This window comes from Micromonospora sp. RB23 (assembly GCF_053585025.1).
On sequence record NZ_CM132111.1, the window covers coordinates 5,829,414 to 5,846,686 of the forward strand.

Here is a 17,273-nt window from a genome sequence, read left to right on the forward strand (position 1 = left end):
GGGGTGTTCGGCGGGGGGCGTCGGGCGCCGGAGCAGGCCTGGGCCGGCTGCGGCCGGTGGGCCGACGGGTTCGACCGCGGTCACGACGACATCCGGCCCCGAATCGACCGGCTCCGGAGGACCGGCAGGCACCGCGAAACCTGACCGCTCCGCAGGGCCAACCGACTCCGATCGAGCCGGGGTGAGCGCGCCGATCGGTACCGCGTTCGCGACCTCGGTGCCGTTCTGCCCGCCGGAAGACTCGGTCTCGTCGTGTGGCCCGTCGCCGTCGAGGGCCGGGCGAGGCACGTCGGCGGGCTCGGGGGCGAGCGTTGGCCGGCTGCTCCGGCGGGGGGCGGGCGTGGGCCGGGACGACAGCAGCCGCGGCGGCATCGCCTCCGGGGCGGTGACGGGGGCCAGACCGGCGACCACGGTGTTGACGATCTCGGCGGCGTACGAGCCGTCCGGGTCGTAGTCGGGGTCGAAGACGGTCAGCTCGACGCCGAGGCAGTGTGGTGTGTCGACCAGGCCGGCGAGCAGGATCTCCAGTTCGGCGAAGGCGATGCCGCCCGGGTCGGGGGCGTCGACGGCCGGCATCACCGCGGGGTCGAGCACGTCGACGTCGATGTGCACCCAGTAGCCCGCGCAGTCGGCAAGCTGCTCGTGCGCCCACTGCGCGGTACGGGCGGCGCCTTCGGCGCGCAGCGCCGGAACCGGCCGGGTGGTGATCCCCGCGGCCTGGAGGTCGAGGCGGTACTCGTCCTGCGCCCGGATGCCGAGCACTACGACGTCGATGTCGCGGAAGTAGGGGCGGCGGCCCTCCAACGCGGCCAGGTCGGCCTGCCCGCGCCCGGTGACCAGGGCCAGGTCCTCCCCGGCGGCCGCGCCGACGTAGGAGGCGTTGCCGGGGTGCCGGAAGTCGGAGTGACCGTCGACGAAGACCAGTCCGATCCGCCCGCCGACCGCCTCGCCGAGACGGTGCATGGCGAGCGCGGAACCGAGCAGCACGGAACAGTCGCCACCCAGTACCACCGGGAACTCGCCCCGGTCGATGATCGAGCCGATCCGCTCGGCGAGCGCGAGCGAGTAGTCGGCGATCTCCCGGGCATGACACACACCGTCCCCGGGCCGCCAGTCACCGGGGTCGTACCGGGGTGCAGTCAGGCAGCCGGCGTCGCGGGCCCGCAGCCGGGCCAACAGGTCGTGGTCGCGTAGCGCACCGGGCGCCTTGGCGCAGCCCGGCACGGAGGTGGACGTCGGCGGTCGCAGGCCGAGGTTTGTCGGCGCGTCGAGGACGGCGATCCGGCGCATCATGAGCTCCCGTCCCCGGTGGTCGGGCGGGCCGGCGAAACGCCGGCCCGCGCTGGCGTACTACGCACCCACAGTCGTGCTGCGGGCTCAGAACAGGGCGCTGGCAAGTGCCCGACGGGCCGAGGCGACCGCCGGATCGTCCGGGCCGGCGATGGAGAAGAGCGACACCAGGTGCTGGCGGACCGTCTCGCGGTCCTCGCCGGCGGTGCGCCGGACCAGGCCGACGAGGCGGGCGTACGCCTGCTCGGCCAGGCCGCTGAGCACCTCGATGTCGGCGGCCAGCAGTTGGGCCGCGACGTCGTCGGGGGCGCTCTCGGCTGCGGCCAGCGCGGTGGCCGGGTCGGCGCCCGCCACCCGGCGTGCCACGCCGACCTGGGCGAGGCCCGCCGTGGCCGCGGCGTCCGCGGGAGCGTCCGCGAGGATCTTGCGGTACGCCTGCTCGGCGGCGTCCAGGTCGCCGCTCATGAGCGCGTCGTCCGCCTCGTCGAGGCGCGGGTCCTCCGGCTCGGCGACGGTAACGCCGCCGGCCTTGAGCACGGCCTGGATCCACTGGCGGAGCTGGGCTTCGGGCACCACACCGGAGAAGGCGTCGATCGGCTGGCCGCCGACGACCGCGTAGACCATCGGGATGCCCTGGACCCGGAACATCTGGGCGATCCGCGGGTTCTCCTGCACGTCGACACGGGCCAGCACCCACGTGCCGCCGCCCTCGGCTGCCAGCCGCTCGAGCACCGGGGCGAAGTCGTCGCTCTCGGGGAAGCCGGCCGCGCCGAAGAAGACGATGACGGGCATGGCCATCGACTGCTCGAGCACCGCCGACTGGAGAGTCGCCTCGGTGACGTCGACGATGGGGGCGTCGCCGGTGGTCGGTGCGCCCGGCGTGCCGGCGGACGGACCGCCCTGCGGGGGTGCGCCGGGGCGGGTACTGGCTGGTGCGGGGCCACGCAGCGTGCTGAGGTCGACCGCGCCGCGGGTGAAGATCGACGAGGTGATCCGTGGGTCGCTCATGGTTACCTAGTCTCGCACGTGAGCCCCGATTCCCGGCTCACCCACAACTCCAACGTCGCAACTCTCACGCCCACCGAAGAAGCCGAAACGGCCCCGGGTCCCCAGCCCCGCCGATCTTGCGCTTTCGGTTGCCGCTACGTCACTTTTGCGGCTTTTGCCACCACAGAAACCGCAAGATCGACGGGGGTGGGGACGGGGTTAGAAGCGGGCGGGTTCGCGGTAGGTGCCCCACTCGGCTCGCAGGGCGTCGCAGATCTCGCCGAGGGTGGCCTCGGCACGGACGGCGTCGAGCATGGCGGGGATCATGTTCCCGTCGGTGCGGCTGACCTCGACCATCCGGGCCACCGCCGCGCGGACCGCGTCCTCGTTCCGCGCGCTCTTGCGCTCGGCGAGCACCCGGCGCTGCTCCAGCTCCACCTCGTGCGAGATGCGCAGGATCTCCAGCTCCTTGGCGACCGTGCCGGTGTGGCAGTTCACGCCGACGATCTTCTTGTCGCCCTTCTCCAGCGCCTGCTGGTAGACGAAGGCCGACTCGGCGATGTGCCCGGTGAACCAGCCGTCCTCGATACCGCGCAGGATGCCGGAGGTCATCGGGCCGATCTGGTGCGGCCCCTCACCGCCGAGCTGACGGATGCGGGCGAAGATCTCCTCCGCCTCGGCCTCGATCTTGTCGGTCAGCGCCTCGACGTACCAGGAGCCGCCGAGCGGGTCCGCCACGTTGACCACACCTGTCTCCTCCATCAGCACCTGCTGCGTGCGCAGGGCGATCTCGGCGGACTCGTCGGTGGGCAGCGCGAGGGTCTCGTCCAGCGCGTTGGTGTGCAGCGAGTTGGTGCCGCCGAGCACCGCGGCGAGCGCCTCCACGGCCGTACGAACGACGTTGTTGACCGGCTGCTGCGCGGTGAGCGACACCCCGGCGGTCTGCGTGTGAAAGCGCAACCAGAGCGCCTTCTCGCTGGTCGCTCCGTAGACCTCGCGCAACCAGCGGGCCCAGATCCGACGGGCGGCGCGGAACTTGGCGATCTCCTCGAAGAAGTCGAGGTGCGAGTCGAAGAAGAAGCTCAGCCCCGGCGCGAACACGTTCACGTCCAGCCCGCGCGACAGACCCAGCTCCACGTAGCCGAAACCGTCGGCCAGGGTGTACGCCAGCTCCTGCGCGGCGGTCGAGCCCGCCTCGCGGATGTGGTAGCCGGAGACCGACAGCGGCTTGTAGCGCGGGATCTCGGCCGCGCAGTACTCCATCAGGTCGCCGATCAGGCGCAGGTGCGGCTCCGGGTCGAAGAGCCACTCCTTCTGCGCGATGTACTCCTTGAAGATGTCGGTCTGCAGCGTGCCGTCCAGCTTGGACAGGTCGGCGCCCTGCCGCTCGGCGGCGACCAGGTACATGCAGAACACCGGCACGGCCGGGCCGGAGATGGTCATCGAGGTGGTGACGCCGGCCAGGTCGATGCCGTCGAAGAGCGCCTCCATGTCGGTGGCGGTGTCGATGGCGACGCCGCAGTGGCCGACCTCGCCGAGCGCCTGCGGGTCGTCCGAGTCGCGGCCCATGAGCGTCGGCATGTCGAACGCGACCGACAGGCCGCCACCGCCGGCGCCGAGGATCATCTTGTAGCGCTCGTTGGTCTGCTGGGCGTTGCCGAAGCCGGCGAACTGCCGGATCGTCCAGGTCCGACCGCGGTAGCCGGTGGGATACAGACCCCGGGTGTACGGGTACTCGCCCGGCCAGCCGATGCGCTCGAAACCCGGGTAGGAGGCGCCCTCGGGCGGCCCGTACACCGGATCGACGGTCATCCCGGAGAGCGTGGTGAAGTCGGCGTCCCGCTTGCGCGCGGAGTCGTACCGGGCCTGCCAGCGTGCCCGTCCGGCGGCGATCTCGTCGGCGTCCATGCGCAGGGCTCCTCCTCGGTTCCTCGACTAGCACATCGAGTGTAGAGCCCTTGCCTGAACGATCGCTAAGTCGCGCCGTACCGGCGGGTAACCAGGCGGTCCACGGTCAGACGGCGGCGGCGCCCGGCTGGTTCAGCTCGATGTCGTCCACCGTGACGTTGACCTGCGTGACCGTCAGGCCGTACTTCTCCACCGCCTCGATCACGGCGGTCCGCACCCCCTCGGTCACGTCGGCGACGACGGAACCGGCGTCGATCACCAGGACCACGTTGATGACGGCGGAGGTGCCCTTCACGTCGGCCGAGACACCGCGGCGGGCGTCGCCCACCTCGTCCAGGCCGACCTTGTCGAGCACGCTGTTGAAGAACCGGGCCACGTCACCACCGAGGTCGGCGACGCCGGGCACCGCGCGGGCGGCCGCACCGGCGATCTTCTCCACCACCTCGTCGGAAACCGACGTCACACCCCGGGCCGCGCCCGTCGTCGGCTGCGCCGCGCCGGCGTTCTCCACCGCGTCCGTCATGATCACATCTCCCCTGGTCCCGGTGCACTGTGGACCGACCGGCTCGACGGTCCACCGCGTGGCAGTCCGCTGCCGCGCGGCGCGAGCCTACTAAAACCGGAGGGCGCTTCGCGGCCGACGGCCCCGGGTCAGTTCGCCAGCTGGGCGAGCAGTTCGTCCGCCGCCGCGTACGGGTCGATCGCGCCCTCGGCGACCTTGGCGGCGAGCGTGCTCAACTCCGTACCGTCGCGCAGTGAGCCCATCCGCGCGCGGAGGGCGCCGAGGGCGATGGCCTCGATCTCGGCGGCGGCCCGCGCCTCCTGCCGGCGCCGCAGCTCGCCGTGCTCGACCAGCCAACCGCGGTGCTTGTCGAGGGCGGCGGCGATGTCGTCGATGCCCTCGCCCCGGGCCGCGACCGAGCGGACCACCTGCGGCCGCCACTGCCCCGGCCCGCGCTCGCCCAGCGCGATCATGCCCTGGATGTCGCGGACCGTGGCGTCGACGCCGTCCCGGTCGGCCTTGTTCACCACGAACACGTCGGCGATCTCCAGGATGCCGGCCTTGACGGCCTGGATGGCGTCGCCCATGCCCGGGGCGAGCAGCACGAGCGTGGTGTCGGCCAGCGAGGCCACCTCCACCTCGGCCTGCCCGACGCCGACGGTCTCCACCAGCACCACGTCGCAGCCCGCGCCCTCCAGCACCCGGACCGCCTGCGGCGTCGCCGCCGCCAGCCCGCCGAGGTGGCCCCGACTGGACATCGACCGGATGTAGACGCCCGGGTCGGTCGCGTGGTCCTGCATCCGCACCCGGTCGCCGAGGATCGCCCCGCCGGTGAACGGGCTGGACGGATCCACCGCCAGCACGCCCACGCGGTGGCCGCGCGCCCGCAGCGCGCGGACCATCTCGTTGGTGGTGGTCGACTTGCCCACTCCGGGCGAGCCGGTCAACCCGACCACCTGGGCCTGACCGGCGTACGGCGCCAGCGCGGCGGCGATCGCCGGCAGCAGCGCGTCGCCGTTCTCGACCAGGGTGATCAGGCGGGCCACCGCCCGGGGGTCACCGGCGCGGGCCCGCTCGACCAGCAGCGGTACGTCCCGGCTGCGGCGCACCGACGTGCTGCTCGCCGACGGGACGTGCTCGGCCGCTTCGCTCACTGCGCCACCTTTGTTCGCGACTGCGGGGCTCGCAGAACCGGCTCACTCCTCGCGCTCACGGCCACCTTTGTTCGCGACTGCGGGGCTCGCAGAACCGGCTCACTCCTCGCGCTCACGGCCACCTTTGTTCGCGACTGCGGGGCTCGCAGAACCGGCTCACTCCTCGCGCTCACGGCCACCTCTGTTCGCGACTGCGGGGCTCGCAGAACCGGCTCACTCCTCGCGCTCACCTGTCGCTCTCGGTCTTCCCCGGAACGTGGATGATCAGCGCGTCGCCCTGGCCGCCGCCGCCGCACAGCGCCGCCGCGCCGGTGCCGCCACCGCGCCGCTTCAGCTCCAGGGCGAGAGTGAGTACGAGACGCGCGCCGGACATGCCGATCGGGTGCCCGAGGGCGATCGCGCCGCCGTTGACGTTGACCTTGTCCGGGCTGATGCCGAGGTCACGCGTGGACTGGATACCGACCTGCGCGAAGGCCTCGTTGATCTCGATGAGGTCGAGGTCCTCGATGCTCAGGCCGCCCTTCTTGAGGGCGTGGTTGATCGCGTTGGACGGCTGCGAGTGCAGCGAGTTGTCCGGGCCGGCCACGTTGCCGTGCGCGCCGACCTCCGCCAGCCAGGTCAGACCCAGCTCCTTGGCCTTGGCCTTGCTCATCACGACCACGGCGGCGGCGCCGTCGGAGATCGGCGAGGAGCTGCCGGCGGTGATGGTGCCGTCCTTGGCGAAGGCGGGCCGCAACTTGGCCAGCGACTCGACGGTGGTGTCCGGCCGGATGCCCTCGTCGTCGCTGATCACCAGCGGGTCACCCTTGCGCTGCGGGATCAGCACCGGGGCGATCTCCTCGGCGAAGTGGCCGTTCTTCTGCGCCGCGGCGGCCCGCTGGTGGCTGGTCGCGGCGAACGCGTCCTGCTCCTCGCGGGTGATGCCGTGCCGGCTGCCGAGCCGCTCGGTCGACTCGCCCATCGAGCAGCAGTCCCAGGCGTCGCTGAGCCCGTCGTGCGCCATGTGGTCCTTGACCACCACGTCGCCGTACTTGTAGCCGGTGCGCTGACCCATCAGCAGGTGCGGGGCGTTGGTCATCGACTCCATGCCGCCGGCCACCACGATGTCGAACTCGCCGGCGCGGATGAGCTGGTCGGCGAGGGCGATCGCGTCCAGGCCGGACAGGCAGACCTTGTTGATGGTCAACGCCGGCACGGACATCGGCACGCCGGCCTCGACCGCCGCCTGCCGGGCCGGGATCTGACCGGCGCCGGCCTGGAGCACCTGCCCCATGATCACGTACTGGACCTGGTCGGGGCTGACCCCCGCACGCTCCAGGGCGGCCTTGATGGCGATCCCGCCGAGCTTGGTGGCCGGGAGGTCCTTGAGGTTGCCCAGCAGCCGGCCCATGGGGGTACGCGCGCCGCTGACGATCACCGAAGCCATGCCTGCCTCCGAGGGGGGGTGCCGAGCTGTACGCCTGAACGATGGTTCGGCCAGACTAACGCCATGACAGAGAACTCCCCCGCCGAGCCCGGTGCCGACTACGTCACAGACATCGGACTTCGCAAGATCGATCACGTGGGCATCGCCGTGGCCGACCTGGACGCCGCGATCGACTTCTACCAGCGGACCTTCGGGATGCGCTGCGTACACGTCGAGACCAACGCGGAGCAGGGCGTACGGGAAGCGATGCTGGCCGTCGGACCGACCACCGAGGGCGGCTGCGTGCAGTTGCTCGCTCCGCTCACCCCGGAGTCCACGATCGCGAAGTTCCTGGACCGCAACGGGCCGGGCGTGCAGCAGGTCGCGTACACCGTGGCGGACATCGACGTGGCCTGCGCGGCGCTGCGCGAGCGGGGGATGCGACTGCTCTACGACGAGCCGCGACGCGGCACCGCGGACAGCCGGATCAACTTCGTCCACCCGAAGGACGCGGGCGGCGTCCTGGTCGAGCTGGTCCAACCCGCCGCGACGCACTGACGAACCGACCCCCGCTCCCGGTGATCAAGAGGTTCGCGTCATTTCCGGGCCCCGGGATGACGCCAACCTCTTGATCACCCGGACGGGGCGGCCGGGGCCGTGGGGGCGGCACCGGAGGTTGTGCGCGCGGCGGTGCGCGGTTTTCGCGCTGGTCGGGCACCTTCACGCATCGGCGGATGCAGTTTTTCACAGAGGACTTCCGGCTTTAGCTACCGTTCAGTAACGTCCCGGCCCACAGGAGCGCGGCCGGTGCCGGATGTGTCGAATGCCGACATGGCGGTCGCGTCCCACCGGCGCCGACGATGGCAGCACCCGGGCCCGCGCGGGTGCGGGACGAACCGGAGGTCACCGTGCAGGACATCCTCGAAGCGATCATGGCGGCGGAGGAATCGAACGACCCGGACCGGGAACTGGCCGGCGTCGCCGGACTGCCCGTACCGGACAGTTACCGAGGCGTGGTCGTCCGCGCCGAGGAGTCCCGGATGTTCGACGGAATGTCCACCCGGGACAAGGACCCCCGCAAGGCGCTGCACGTGCAGGAGGTGCCGACGCCGGAACTCGGGCCGGGCGAAGCGCTGATCGCCGTGATGGCCAGCGCGATCAACTACAACACGGTGTGGACCAGCATCTTCGAGCCGGTGTCCACCTTCCGGTTCCTGGAGCGCTACGGTCGCGTCTCCGAGCTGACCCGCCGGCACGACCTGCCGTACCACGTGGTCGGTTCGGACGCGGCCGGCGTGGTGCTGCGAACCGGCCCCGGGGTGACCCGGTGGGTGGCCGGCGACGAGGTCGTCGCGCACTGCCTCTCGGTCGAGCTGGAGGACGCCGCCGGGCACGACGACACGATGCTCGATCCGCAGCAGCGCATCTGGGGGTTCGAGACCAACTTCGGTGGGCTGGCCGAGCTCGCCGTGGTCAAGGCCAACCAGCTGATGCCCAAGCCGCGTCACCTGAGCTGGGAGGAGGCGGCCAGCCCGGGACTGGTCAACTCGACCGCGTACCGGCAGCTGATCTCCCACCACGGCGCCAACATGAAGCAGGGCGACGTGGTGCTGATCTGGGGCGCGTCCGGTGGTCTCGGCGGGTACGCGACCCAGATGGCCCTCAACGGTGGCGCCATCCCGGTCTGCGTCGTCTCCTCGCCGGAGAAGGCCGAGCTGTGCCGCAGCATGGGCGCGGAGCTGGTCATCGATCGCGCCGCCGAGGGCTTCCGGTTCTGGAAGGACGAGGAGACCCAGGACCCGGACGAGTGGCGACGGTTCGGCGAGCGGATCCGCGAGCTGACCGGCGGGGAGGACCCGGACATCGTCTTCGAGCACCCCGGCCGGGAGACGTTCGGCGCGAGCGTCTACGTGGCCCGCCGCGGTGGCACCATCGTCACCTGCGCGTCCACGAGCGGATTCCAGCACCAGTACGACAACCGCTACCTGTGGATGCACCTCAAGCGGATCGTGGGCAGCCACTTCGCCAACTACCACGAGGCGTGGGAGGCCAACCGCCTGGTCGCGCTCGGCAAGGTGCACCCGACGGTGTCCCGCACCTACTCCCTCGAGCAGACCGGTCAGGCGGCGTACGAGGTGCACCGCAACGCGCACCAGGGGAAGGTCGGTGTGCGCTGCCTCGCGCCGTCGGACGGACTCGGTGTCCGCGACGGGGAGCTGCGGGCCCGGCACGAGGAGGCGATCAACCGGTTCCGGGGGCACTGAGCGGGACACCGGCCGGACGGATGAGCACCCGATGGCCAATGCGGTGATCGGCCATTGTTCTTCCACCCCCATTAGCCAGAACCCACGCGGGTCGAACAAAGGGCCACGGGACACACCCCGTGGCCCTTTTTCGCGTCACGCTGCGTGGCCTCCGACCGGCCCGGGAGCTGCCAAGATCGCCGATTGGTCCAGGCACGACGGCCAGGGCAGTTGACCATGTAAAGAGGAGACGAAAGCTGCGTACCGCTCTTGCGAAGCACCCTGGGGCGTCTGCCAGTATGTCCCAATGCCCCAGCAGCAGTCCTCCCCTCTCGCGTTCTTCGATAACGCGAACTCGCAGCCAGATTTCACCGTTGGCCTGCGCGGATACAACACTCACCAGGTCGATGACTTCATCGGCCGGATGACCGCCGCGCTGACCCAGTCCGAGCAGGCCCGTGCCGAGGCCGAGCAGCGGATGAACGACGCCCAGCGTCGTCTCCGCCAGGCCGAGCAGCGCATGAGTGCGCTGGAGCAGAAGCTCACCGACACCAACAAGCAGCTCGAAGAGAACAGCCGGCCCACCCTCTCCGGGCTCGGCACCCGCGTCGAGCAGATCCTCCGGCTCGCCGAGGAGCAGGCCAACGACCACCGCAACGAGGCCAAGCGCGAGTCGGAGGGCATCCTCTCCGCCGCCCGCCTCGAGGCGCGGGAGATCACGGACAAGGCCCGTGCCGAGGCCGCCGCGATGAAGGCCACCGCGGAGCGCGAGGCGGGCAACCTGCGTACCGCCGCCGAGCGGGAGGCCGCCGAGGTCCGGGTGCAGGCCCGCCGCGAGGCCGACACGCTGCGCGCCGACGCGGACCGCGAGACGAAGCAGCTGCGGACGGTCACGGCCCACGAGGTGGCCGAGCTGAAGTCGACCGTGGAGCGGGAGGTGGCCACCCTGCGCGCCACCGCCGAGCGGGAGATCACCCAGCAGCGGGCCAAGGCCGCCCGCGAGGCCGAGGAGAAGCGCGCCGAGGCCACCAAGCTGCTGACCGACGCCCGGGACAAGCGCGACAAGGACCTCCAGGCGCTGGAGCTGCAACTCGCCGAGCGGCGCGAGAAGGCCGAGCGCGAGGAGTCCGAGCGGCACGCCGCCCAGGTGTCGCAGACCCAGAAGATGGTCAGCGAGGCCGAGCAGCGCGCCCGCGCCGCCCAGGAGCGCGCCAAGGAGATCGAGCAGCGCGCCGAGGCCCGTCGGGTCGAGTCGGAGCGCAACGCCGCCGAGACGGTCGACAAGGCCAAGGCGCAGTCCGACAAGATGCTCAACGAGGCCAAGGCCGAGTCGCAGCGCCTGCTCACCGAGGCCCGCACCGAGGCCGAGCTGACCACGCAGGCCGCCCGCCGCGAGGTCGAGGACCTCACCCGGCAGAAGGACGCGGTCACCTCGCAGCTCGGGCAGATGCTCTCCGGGCTCGCCGGCATCGTGCCCGGCGTTCCGGCGTCGCCGCCCGCCGCCGCGACGAAGACCGAGACGAAGAAGACCGACGGCGCTCAGGAGCGGGTCACCGCGGAGACCGCCGGCTGACGCGAGGCGTCAGGTCGGGGCATCGACGGCGCGAGGTGACACCGGGTAACCGGTGTGACCTCGCGCCGTGTGCGTTTCCCAACCCTTGGTGTGGCGCCCTCGCCACGGAGTGAAGTAGGTCCCACAAGCGGCGTCCGTATCGCCCCAGCCGCGGGCGATGCGTGTGAGGATGGGGGCATGTCGCACGGCGAGGAACTGTTCGCTCTCGGCGGGGACGTGACCACGGAGCCCAGCTTCGAGTCCGCTCTGCGGGGGTACGAGAAGAAACAGGTTGACCGGTACGTCGCGCGTGCCGAGCACGAGATCGCGACCCTCGCCGCCGAACGGGAACAGGCCTATACACAGATCCACAAGCTCGCCGGCCAGGTTGAGGTGCTGCAGCGGGACCTGACCCAGGTCCGCAAGCAGATGAACGTGGTCGACCGGGCTTCCTTCCGGCACCTGGGGCCCCGGGTCGAGTCGATCCTCACCCTCGCCGAGGAGCAGGCCGAGCAGATCCTGTCCGCGGCCAACGAGGAGATCGACGCCCGTCGGGCCGCCGCCGAGCACATCATCGAGGAAGCCCGCGAGCAGGCCGCCCGGGCACTGAAGGACTTCGAGATCGCCCTCGCGGCCCGACGCCAGGAGGAGGAGCGCCACAGCGCCTCCCGACGCGCGGAGGCGGACGCGACCCTGCGCTCGGCCCAGGACGAGTCGGCGAAGCTGCGCAAGGCGGCGCAGGACGAGTTGGCCAAGGCCCAGCAGGAGGCCACCCAACTGCGGGACACCGCCAAGGAGATCCACACCCGGGCCCAACAGGAGGCCACCAAGCTGCGCGAGGAGGCCCGCGAGGCGCTGGCCACTGCCCGCCAGGAGGCGGCCGAGCTGCGCGAGGCGGCCAAGGAAGTACACGTCAAGGCGCAGCAGGAGGCCAAGCGGCTCACCGACACCGCGACCGAGGCGGGCCGGGCGACCCACGCCAAGGCCCAGCAGGAGGCCAAGCAGATCATCGACGACGCCTCGATGGCCGGCCGGGCCACGCGGGCCAAGGCCCAGCAGGAGGCGGAGCGACTCACCACGCAGGCGTCCGAGGCGGCCAAGCGCAGCCGGGCCGAGACCGAGGCGTACGTGCAGCGCATGCGCGGCGAGACCGAGACGTACGTGCAGCAGTCCCGGGCGCAGACGCAGCAGGAGTTGGGCGCCTGGCGGGCCGGCGTGGAGCAGGAGGTCAACTCGCGGCGCGAGGCGGCCGATCGGGAGCTGGCCCAGCGACGGTCCACCGCCGAGCAGGAGTTCGCCAAGCGCCGTGACGAGCTGGACAAGCAGCACGAGTCGCGCCAGCAGGAGCTGGAGTCAAGCTGGACCGCACGCCGCGACGAGCTGGAGACCGAGTACACCAGCCGCAAGAACGAGATCGAGCAGGGCGCGGACGCGATCCGTCAGGCGGCCGAGGCGGACGCGGCGACGCTGCGCCAGCGCGCCGAGACCGAGGCCGCCGAGATGCTGAGCCGCGCCGAGACCGAGGCGGGTGACAAGCGCCGCAAGGCCGACGAGCACGTCGCTGCCTCGCGCCGCCAGTTCGAGGAGTACGCGGCCACCACCCAGCAGCATCTCGCGACGACGCAGCAGCACCTGGCGGCGACGCAGCAGGAGGCGGCGGCGGGCCGTCAGCAGCTCGCGCAGGTGATGTTGGAGATCGCGCAGGCCCAGCAACAGCTCGCCGACCTGCGGCAGGAGACCTGGAAGGCCCGGCAGGAGTCCGACGAGATCGAGCGCCAGATGGCCGAGTTGCGGCTGCGCAACATTGCCGGCCCGGTCGACGGCCCGACGGCCCCGGCAACCGGCGACCGCCCCGACGCGCCGGCCAGTGCAGCGACCGTGGCGGCCAACGGCAGTGCCGCGACCGTGGCGACCAGCGGTGGCAGCGGTACGGCCGACGACGTCGATGCCGACGCACCGATCAAGATCGCCGGGGCAGCCAGTGGCGGGAACGGCCCGGCCGACGGTGACGGTGCAGCCGTTGGCGGCGATGCGGCAGGTGGTCTCCGGGCCCAGCCCGCCGATGCCCCGGCGAACGCCAGCACCGGCGAGGCCGGGCAGCCCACCACTCGGCCGGTGGCCGAGCCGGTGACCACGGTCGACGGTGGCGCGGCCAGCGCAGGGGTGGACGGCGAACCGACAGTGGCGGCCGTTCCGGGCGAGGGTGGCCGGGGCGCCAAGCCAACCAAGATCACCAGCACCGGCGAGAACGGCAAACGCCCCAGCAAGCCGACCACCGACGAGCGCAGCGCCAAGCCCAGCAAGGTCACGATCGAGAAGGACTGACGAACGCCCACACCGAGCGTCGAGATCTTGGACAGTTTCCGTTAACGCGTGACGGGAAGTGTCCAAGATCTGCACGGAGCCAGCAGGTTCTAGCTGATGTCCGGGGGTGGATCGATGATCGGGCGGCGGAACGGCCCCCACGCCACGAAACGTTCGAACAACTCTCTGGGCGTCGGCCCGTCGTAGGGATTGAGCTGGTAGAGGTCGTGTGCTGCCTCGTGGTAGAGCCCGGCCAGGTAGATGGTCAGCGCGACAGGGTCTTCGTCGAACTCCGCCTTGAGCAGCAGCCGGGCATCCGGGCAGGGCCATGGTCGACCGTCGGCGCGGCAGCACCACATCGGTCGCAGCGGAGTGTGCGGCGTCCGCGCACCGCAGGGTCGGGGCAACGCGGGGTACGGCCCAAGTCGCGGCTGGGGCAGCCCCGATGCCAACGTACGCTCCCGGTCACCCCGGTCCAGAGCCCGACGGCGTACATCTCGACCGGGATGCTGCGACGGGCAGCGCGCGACCGGCACGGCGGGAACCGGGCATGGGTACCTCCTCGACTGGAAACGGTTGCGCCGCCGGGACAGGGCGCGGGGCGACGACAGCCGCACGATCCGGTACGTGACAGTCTGCTGACCAGACCACTACGGTCGGAAGGCAGCACGGTGTTCGACGGCGGCACTGTGTCGACGGCGTGGCGCGCCGGGACAGCCGGTGGAATCGACCCTCGACCTGCGGAGGCACTGTGGAAGGCGACGTCGCCCCGACGGCCGACATGATCCGCGCACAGTTGCGTCGGCTGCGGACCGCAGCCGGAATGAGCCAGGAGGACTTCGGCCGGCTGGTCCACTATTCCGGCTCGATGGTGTCGGCGCTGGAACTGGGCCAACGGCCCCTGGACCGGCTGTTCCTGGCCCGCGCCGACGAGGTGCTGGCCACCGACGGCCTCCTCGTCCACCTGCTCAAGCTCGCCGAGCGAGACGGTCAGCCGAGCTGGTTCCGTCCGTGGCTGGATGCCGAGCGCAGTGCCCGCCAACTGCGGTGCTTCCAGCCCACGCTGATCCCGGGACTGCTGCAGACCGAGAACTACGCCCGTGCCGTGATCCGTTGCGACGACCTGCTCAGCGACGACGAGGTGGAACGCCGAGTCCACGCCCGCCTGGACCGCCAGTCCATCCTTGAGCAGCCCGATCCGCCGCAGTTGATCGCCGTAGTCGACGAGCGTGCGCTGCGGCACTCCGCCGAACACATGCGTGGTCTGATGTTCGAGCAACTCACCCACCTGATCACATGCGCCCAGCGGCCGCCGATCAGCGTGCACGTCGTTACCACCGACGTTGGAGTGCACGTCGGGATGTCCGGACCCTTCACGCTTGCAGCCAGCGGGGACGGTGGCTGGGTCGGCAACCTCGAAAACCAGCTTGCCGGCGTCGTGGTTGACCAAGATGGCGACGTAGCTACGCTGCTCTCACGGTGGGAAACGGTCCGGAACGAAGCGCTCTCTCATCGACACTCGATTGATTTGATGAAGGAAGTAGTGGATTCATGCACCTGAGCGGCGCAGTTTGGCGCACCTCCACTCGCAGCGGTAACAGTGAGTGTGTCGAGGTGGCGGACAACCTGCCCGGGTTCGTGGGGGTGCGGGACAGCAAGGACCCGTCGGGTACGGTCCTGGTCTTCGCGCCGGCCGCGTGGCGGGTGTTCGTGGCCGCCACGCGTCGTCTCCCCGCCGCCTGAGCCGGAGGTTCTCGGTGCCGCAGCGCGACCCGTCCGGCGACGACCCGGCTATGCCCCCTGGTCCCCCGTCAGCGAAAACGCCACCGCCGGCGGAGACGCCACCGCCGGCGGAGACGCCACCACCAGCGGAGACGCCACCGCCGGTGCCCGTGCCGGCCCCGGGTTTCGACCCGGACGAGCCCCCGGCGGTTCCGTCCGGGAAGTTCGGCACGCCGGGGCGTCCGCTGCGGCGCAGCAGTTTCCTGGTCGGCTTCACCGGCGCGCTGGGCGTGCTGTTGGCGTACACCCTCTATCTGGGGATTCGGAATGCCGGCGGCATTCTGGTGCTGGTCGTGATCGCTCTCTTCCTCGCGGTGGGCCTCAACCCGGCGGTGGTGCGCCTACGCACCTGGGGTGTGCCCCACGGCCTGGCGGTGGCGGTGGTGGCGCTGACCGTGGTGTTGCTGCTCTGCGGCGGCATCGTGGCGCTGGTCCCGCCGATCGTGACGCAGTCCGGACAGTTCATCGACCAGATCCCGAGCCTGCTCGACGAGTTGCGCCGCAATCCCACGGTCAACGACCTGGTGGAGCGGTACGACGTGGTGGAGCGGGTGCAGGGCGCGGCCAACGCCGACACCATCGGCCGGGCGCTCGGCGGAGTGCTCGGCGGGGCGCAACTGATCTTCGGCACGGTGTTCCGGACGCTGACCGTGCTGGTGCTGACCATCTACTTCCTGGCCTACTTCGACAAGCTGCGTTCCCTGGGCTACGCGCTGGTCCCCCGCTCGCGCCGCGAACGGGCCGCGTTGATCGGCGATGCGATCCTGACCAAGGTGGGCGCGTACATGGTCGGCGCGCTGAGCATCGCGGTCCTCGCTGGCGCGACCACGTTCGTCTTCGCGCTCATCGTTGGCCTGCCGTACCCGTTCGCGCTGGCCGTGGTCGTCGCGGTAACCGATCTGATCCCGCAGATCGGCGCGACCCTGGGCGCGGTGATCGTGAGCCTGGTCGGCTTCGCCGCCGACCTGCCCACCGGCATCGCCTGCGCGGTGTTCTTCCTCGTCTACCAGCAGATCGAGAACTACCTCATCTACCCGAAGGTGATGCGGCGCTCGGTGGAGGTCAACGAGGTCGCCGCCCTGCTGGCGGCCCTGCTCGGCGTGGCGCTGCTGGGCGTGGTGGGCGCGCTGATCGCCATCCCCACGGTGGCCGCGCTGCAACTGATCCTGCGCGAGGTGGTGCTCCCCCGCCAGGAACGGAACTGACCCCGCCAGGAGCGGGACCGGAGCGGAGCCGCGCGGGGTCAGTCGGCCGCCGGGCCGGGGACGGGAGTGTCGGCGAAGGCGGCCACCGTCCGGTCGGCGTACGCGCTGACGTCGCCGGCCTCCATCGGCCCGTCCCACGTCGCCGGCAGGGGCACCTCGACGGCGGGATTGACCCGCTTGACGATCTCGTCGAGCACCGTCTCCGCGTCACCCACCCAGAGGTGCTTCGCGCCGGGCACCCCGACCACCTCGGCCTGCGGCACCGCCGCGAACCGCTCGCGCGCCTCGGGCGGACGCAGGTAGTCGTCGAACTCGGGGACCAGAGCCACCAGCGGCCGACCGGACGTGGCCCAGGTCGCCAGGTCGTCCGGCGTCGAGTAGCGCAGCGGCGGGGAGAGCAGGATCGCTCCGGCCACGGCCGGGTCGCAGCCGTACCTGAGGGCCAGGTCGGTGCCGAACGACCAGCCGACCAGCCAGATGTTGGGCAGTTCGGCGAACTCCGCGTACTCGATCGCGGCGGCCACGTCGTACCGCTCGCCCACCGCGCCGTCGAAGGCGCCCTCGCTGGTGCCGCGCACACTGCTGGTGCCGCGCGTGTTGAACCGCAGCACGGCCAGGTCGGCCAGCGCGGGCAGCCGCCAGGCGGCCTTGCGGAACACGTGGCTGTCCATCATCCCGCCGTGCGTGGGCAGCGGGTGCAGGCAGACCAGGGTGGCCACCGGCGGCCGGTCGGCCGGCAGGGCCAGCTCGCCGACCAGCCGCAGTCCGTCGGCGGTGTGCAGCTCGATGTCCTCCCGGCGGCCGGGCAGGATCGAGGACGCGCGGATCGCTGTGCTCACCGCCCAAGTCTGTCGCGAAGTCGCCGCCGCCGCCCACCGAGGCACGAACAGGGTGATCCAGATCGCTGAGCCGGGACGCGAGGCGCCCGGCCGGGTCACTGA

Annotated in this window: 14 protein-coding genes and 1 pseudogene; 7 read left to right on the forward strand and 8 right to left on the reverse strand. The window is 71.4% G+C overall.

From position 1 onward, the window contains the following. Nucleotides 1-311: 311 nt before the first annotated feature. From ACTFTM_RS26480 to ACTFTM_RS26505, 6 genes and pseudogenes are all read right to left on the reverse strand, one after another. Nucleotides 312-1,293: pseudogene (locus ACTFTM_RS26480) on the reverse strand (arginase family protein); the annotation flags it as partial. A gap of 84 nt (nucleotides 1,294-1,377) precedes the next feature. Then, complete coding sequence (locus tag ACTFTM_RS26485; protein ID WP_449563124.1) at nucleotides 1,378-2,298, reverse strand: tetratricopeptide repeat protein; 921 nt, start codon at nucleotides 2,296-2,298, stop codon at nucleotides 1,378-1,380. Between the two features lie 198 nt (nucleotides 2,299-2,496). Beyond that, nucleotides 2,497-4,185, reverse strand: coding sequence for an acyl-CoA mutase large subunit family protein (locus tag ACTFTM_RS26490; RefSeq protein WP_449563125.1), 1,689 nt, complete (start codon nucleotides 4,183-4,185; stop codon nucleotides 2,497-2,499). 106 nt (nucleotides 4,186-4,291) lie between these two features. Then, a complete protein-coding gene (locus ACTFTM_RS26495) occupies nucleotides 4,292-4,708 on the reverse strand; it encodes an Asp23/Gls24 family envelope stress response protein (RefSeq protein WP_449563126.1) in 417 nt (138 codons plus the stop codon). 128 nt (nucleotides 4,709-4,836) lie between these two features. Continuing rightward, nucleotides 4,837-5,841 carry a methylmalonyl Co-A mutase-associated GTPase MeaB gene (gene meaB / locus ACTFTM_RS26500; protein ID WP_449563127.1) on the reverse strand — a complete coding sequence of 335 codons (1,005 nt, stop codon included), beginning with the start codon at nucleotides 5,839-5,841 and terminating at the stop codon, nucleotides 4,837-4,839. 226 nt (nucleotides 5,842-6,067) lie between these two features. Further along, the gene (locus ACTFTM_RS26505; RefSeq protein ID WP_449563128.1) at nucleotides 6,068-7,267 is read right to left on the reverse strand and encodes an acetyl-CoA C-acetyltransferase; all 1,200 of its coding nucleotides are present in this window, start codon (nucleotides 7,265-7,267) and stop codon (nucleotides 6,068-6,070) included. Nucleotides 7,268-7,330: 63 nt separating this feature from the next. On the opposite strand from ACTFTM_RS26505, the gene mce reads away from it, so the two are divergent. From mce to ACTFTM_RS26525, 4 genes are all read left to right on the forward strand, one after another. After that, entirely contained in the window at nucleotides 7,331-7,804 is a 474-nt protein-coding gene (gene mce / locus ACTFTM_RS26510) for a methylmalonyl-CoA epimerase (RefSeq protein WP_449563129.1), read from the forward strand. A 350-nt stretch (nucleotides 7,805-8,154) separates the two neighbouring features. Next, nucleotides 8,155-9,510, forward strand: coding sequence for a crotonyl-CoA carboxylase/reductase (ccrA, locus tag ACTFTM_RS26515; RefSeq protein ID WP_449566737.1), 1,356 nt, complete (start codon nucleotides 8,155-8,157; stop codon nucleotides 9,508-9,510). A gap of 286 nt (nucleotides 9,511-9,796) precedes the next feature. After that, nucleotides 9,797-11,062: a cell division protein DivIVA gene (locus tag ACTFTM_RS26520; protein WP_449563130.1), complete on the forward strand. Its 1,266-nt coding sequence runs from the start codon at nucleotides 9,797-9,799 to the stop codon at nucleotides 11,060-11,062. A gap of 177 nt (nucleotides 11,063-11,239) precedes the next feature. Further along, a complete protein-coding gene (locus tag ACTFTM_RS26525; protein WP_449563131.1) occupies nucleotides 11,240-13,366 on the forward strand; it encodes a hypothetical protein in 2,127 nt (708 codons plus the stop codon). An 89-nt stretch (nucleotides 13,367-13,455) separates the two neighbouring features. Here ACTFTM_RS26525 and ACTFTM_RS26530 read toward each other — a convergent pair whose 3' ends face one another. Further along, nucleotides 13,456-13,797 carry a hypothetical protein gene (locus ACTFTM_RS26530; protein WP_449563132.1) on the reverse strand — a complete coding sequence of 114 codons (342 nt, stop codon included), beginning with the start codon at nucleotides 13,795-13,797 and terminating at the stop codon, nucleotides 13,456-13,458. A 329-nt stretch (nucleotides 13,798-14,126) separates the two neighbouring features. Here ACTFTM_RS26530 and ACTFTM_RS26535 point away from each other — a divergent pair, with 329 nt between their 5' ends. The 3 genes from ACTFTM_RS26535 to ACTFTM_RS26545 are packed head-to-tail and all read left to right on the forward strand — an operon-like array spanning nucleotide 14,127 to nucleotide 16,332. Beyond that, nucleotides 14,127-14,906, forward strand: a complete 780-nt coding sequence (locus tag ACTFTM_RS26535; RefSeq protein WP_449566738.1) for a helix-turn-helix domain-containing protein — start codon at nucleotides 14,127-14,129, stop codon at nucleotides 14,904-14,906. Next, nucleotides 14,897-15,088, forward strand: a complete 192-nt coding sequence (locus tag ACTFTM_RS26540; protein ID WP_449563133.1) for a DUF397 domain-containing protein — start codon at nucleotides 14,897-14,899, stop codon at nucleotides 15,086-15,088. The genes ACTFTM_RS26535 and ACTFTM_RS26540 overlap by 10 nt, the downstream gene beginning before the upstream one ends. Before the next feature lie 50 nt (nucleotides 15,089-15,138). After that, nucleotides 15,139-16,332 carry an AI-2E family transporter gene (locus tag ACTFTM_RS26545; RefSeq protein ID WP_449563134.1) on the forward strand — a complete coding sequence of 398 codons (1,194 nt, stop codon included), beginning with the start codon at nucleotides 15,139-15,141 and terminating at the stop codon, nucleotides 16,330-16,332. A gap of 38 nt (nucleotides 16,333-16,370) precedes the next feature. Here the strand turns inward: ACTFTM_RS26545 and ACTFTM_RS26550 are convergent, their stop codons facing one another. Further along, nucleotides 16,371-17,171, reverse strand: coding sequence for an alpha/beta hydrolase (locus ACTFTM_RS26550; protein WP_449563135.1), 801 nt, complete (start codon nucleotides 17,169-17,171; stop codon nucleotides 16,371-16,373). Nucleotides 17,172-17,273: the final 102 nt, after the last annotated feature.

Bases quoted from the DNA above. Each gene is read 5' to 3' on its own strand.
- ACTFTM_RS26525 (WP_449563131.1), top strand. From the start codon at position 11,240: ATGTCGCACGGCGAGGAACTGTTCGCTCTCGGCGGGGACGTGACCACG.
- ACTFTM_RS26540 (WP_449563133.1), top strand. From the start codon at position 14,897: ATGCACCTGAGCGGCGCAGTTTGGCGCACCTCCACTCGCAGCGGTAAC.
- ACTFTM_RS26490 (WP_449563125.1), bottom strand. From the start codon at position 4,185: ATGGACGCCGACGAGATCGCCGCCGGACGGGCACGCTGGCAGGCCCGG.
- ACTFTM_RS26545 (WP_449563134.1), top strand. From the start codon at position 15,139: ATGCCCCCTGGTCCCCCGTCAGCGAAAACGCCACCGCCGGCGGAGACG.
- ACTFTM_RS26485 (WP_449563124.1), bottom strand. From the start codon at position 2,298: ATGAGCGACCCACGGATCACCTCGTCGATCTTCACCCGCGGCGCGGTC.
- ACTFTM_RS26495 (WP_449563126.1), bottom strand. From the start codon at position 4,708: ATGACGGACGCGGTGGAGAACGCCGGCGCGGCGCAGCCGACGACGGGC.
- ACTFTM_RS26535 (WP_449566738.1), top strand. From the start codon at position 14,127: ATGATCCGCGCACAGTTGCGTCGGCTGCGGACCGCAGCCGGAATGAGC.
- ACTFTM_RS26505 (WP_449563128.1), bottom strand. From the start codon at position 7,267: ATGGCTTCGGTGATCGTCAGCGGCGCGCGTACCCCCATGGGCCGGCTG.
- ACTFTM_RS26520 (WP_449563130.1), top strand. From the start codon at position 9,797: ATGCCCCAGCAGCAGTCCTCCCCTCTCGCGTTCTTCGATAACGCGAAC.
- mce (WP_449563129.1), top strand. From the start codon at position 7,331: ATGACAGAGAACTCCCCCGCCGAGCCCGGTGCCGACTACGTCACAGAC.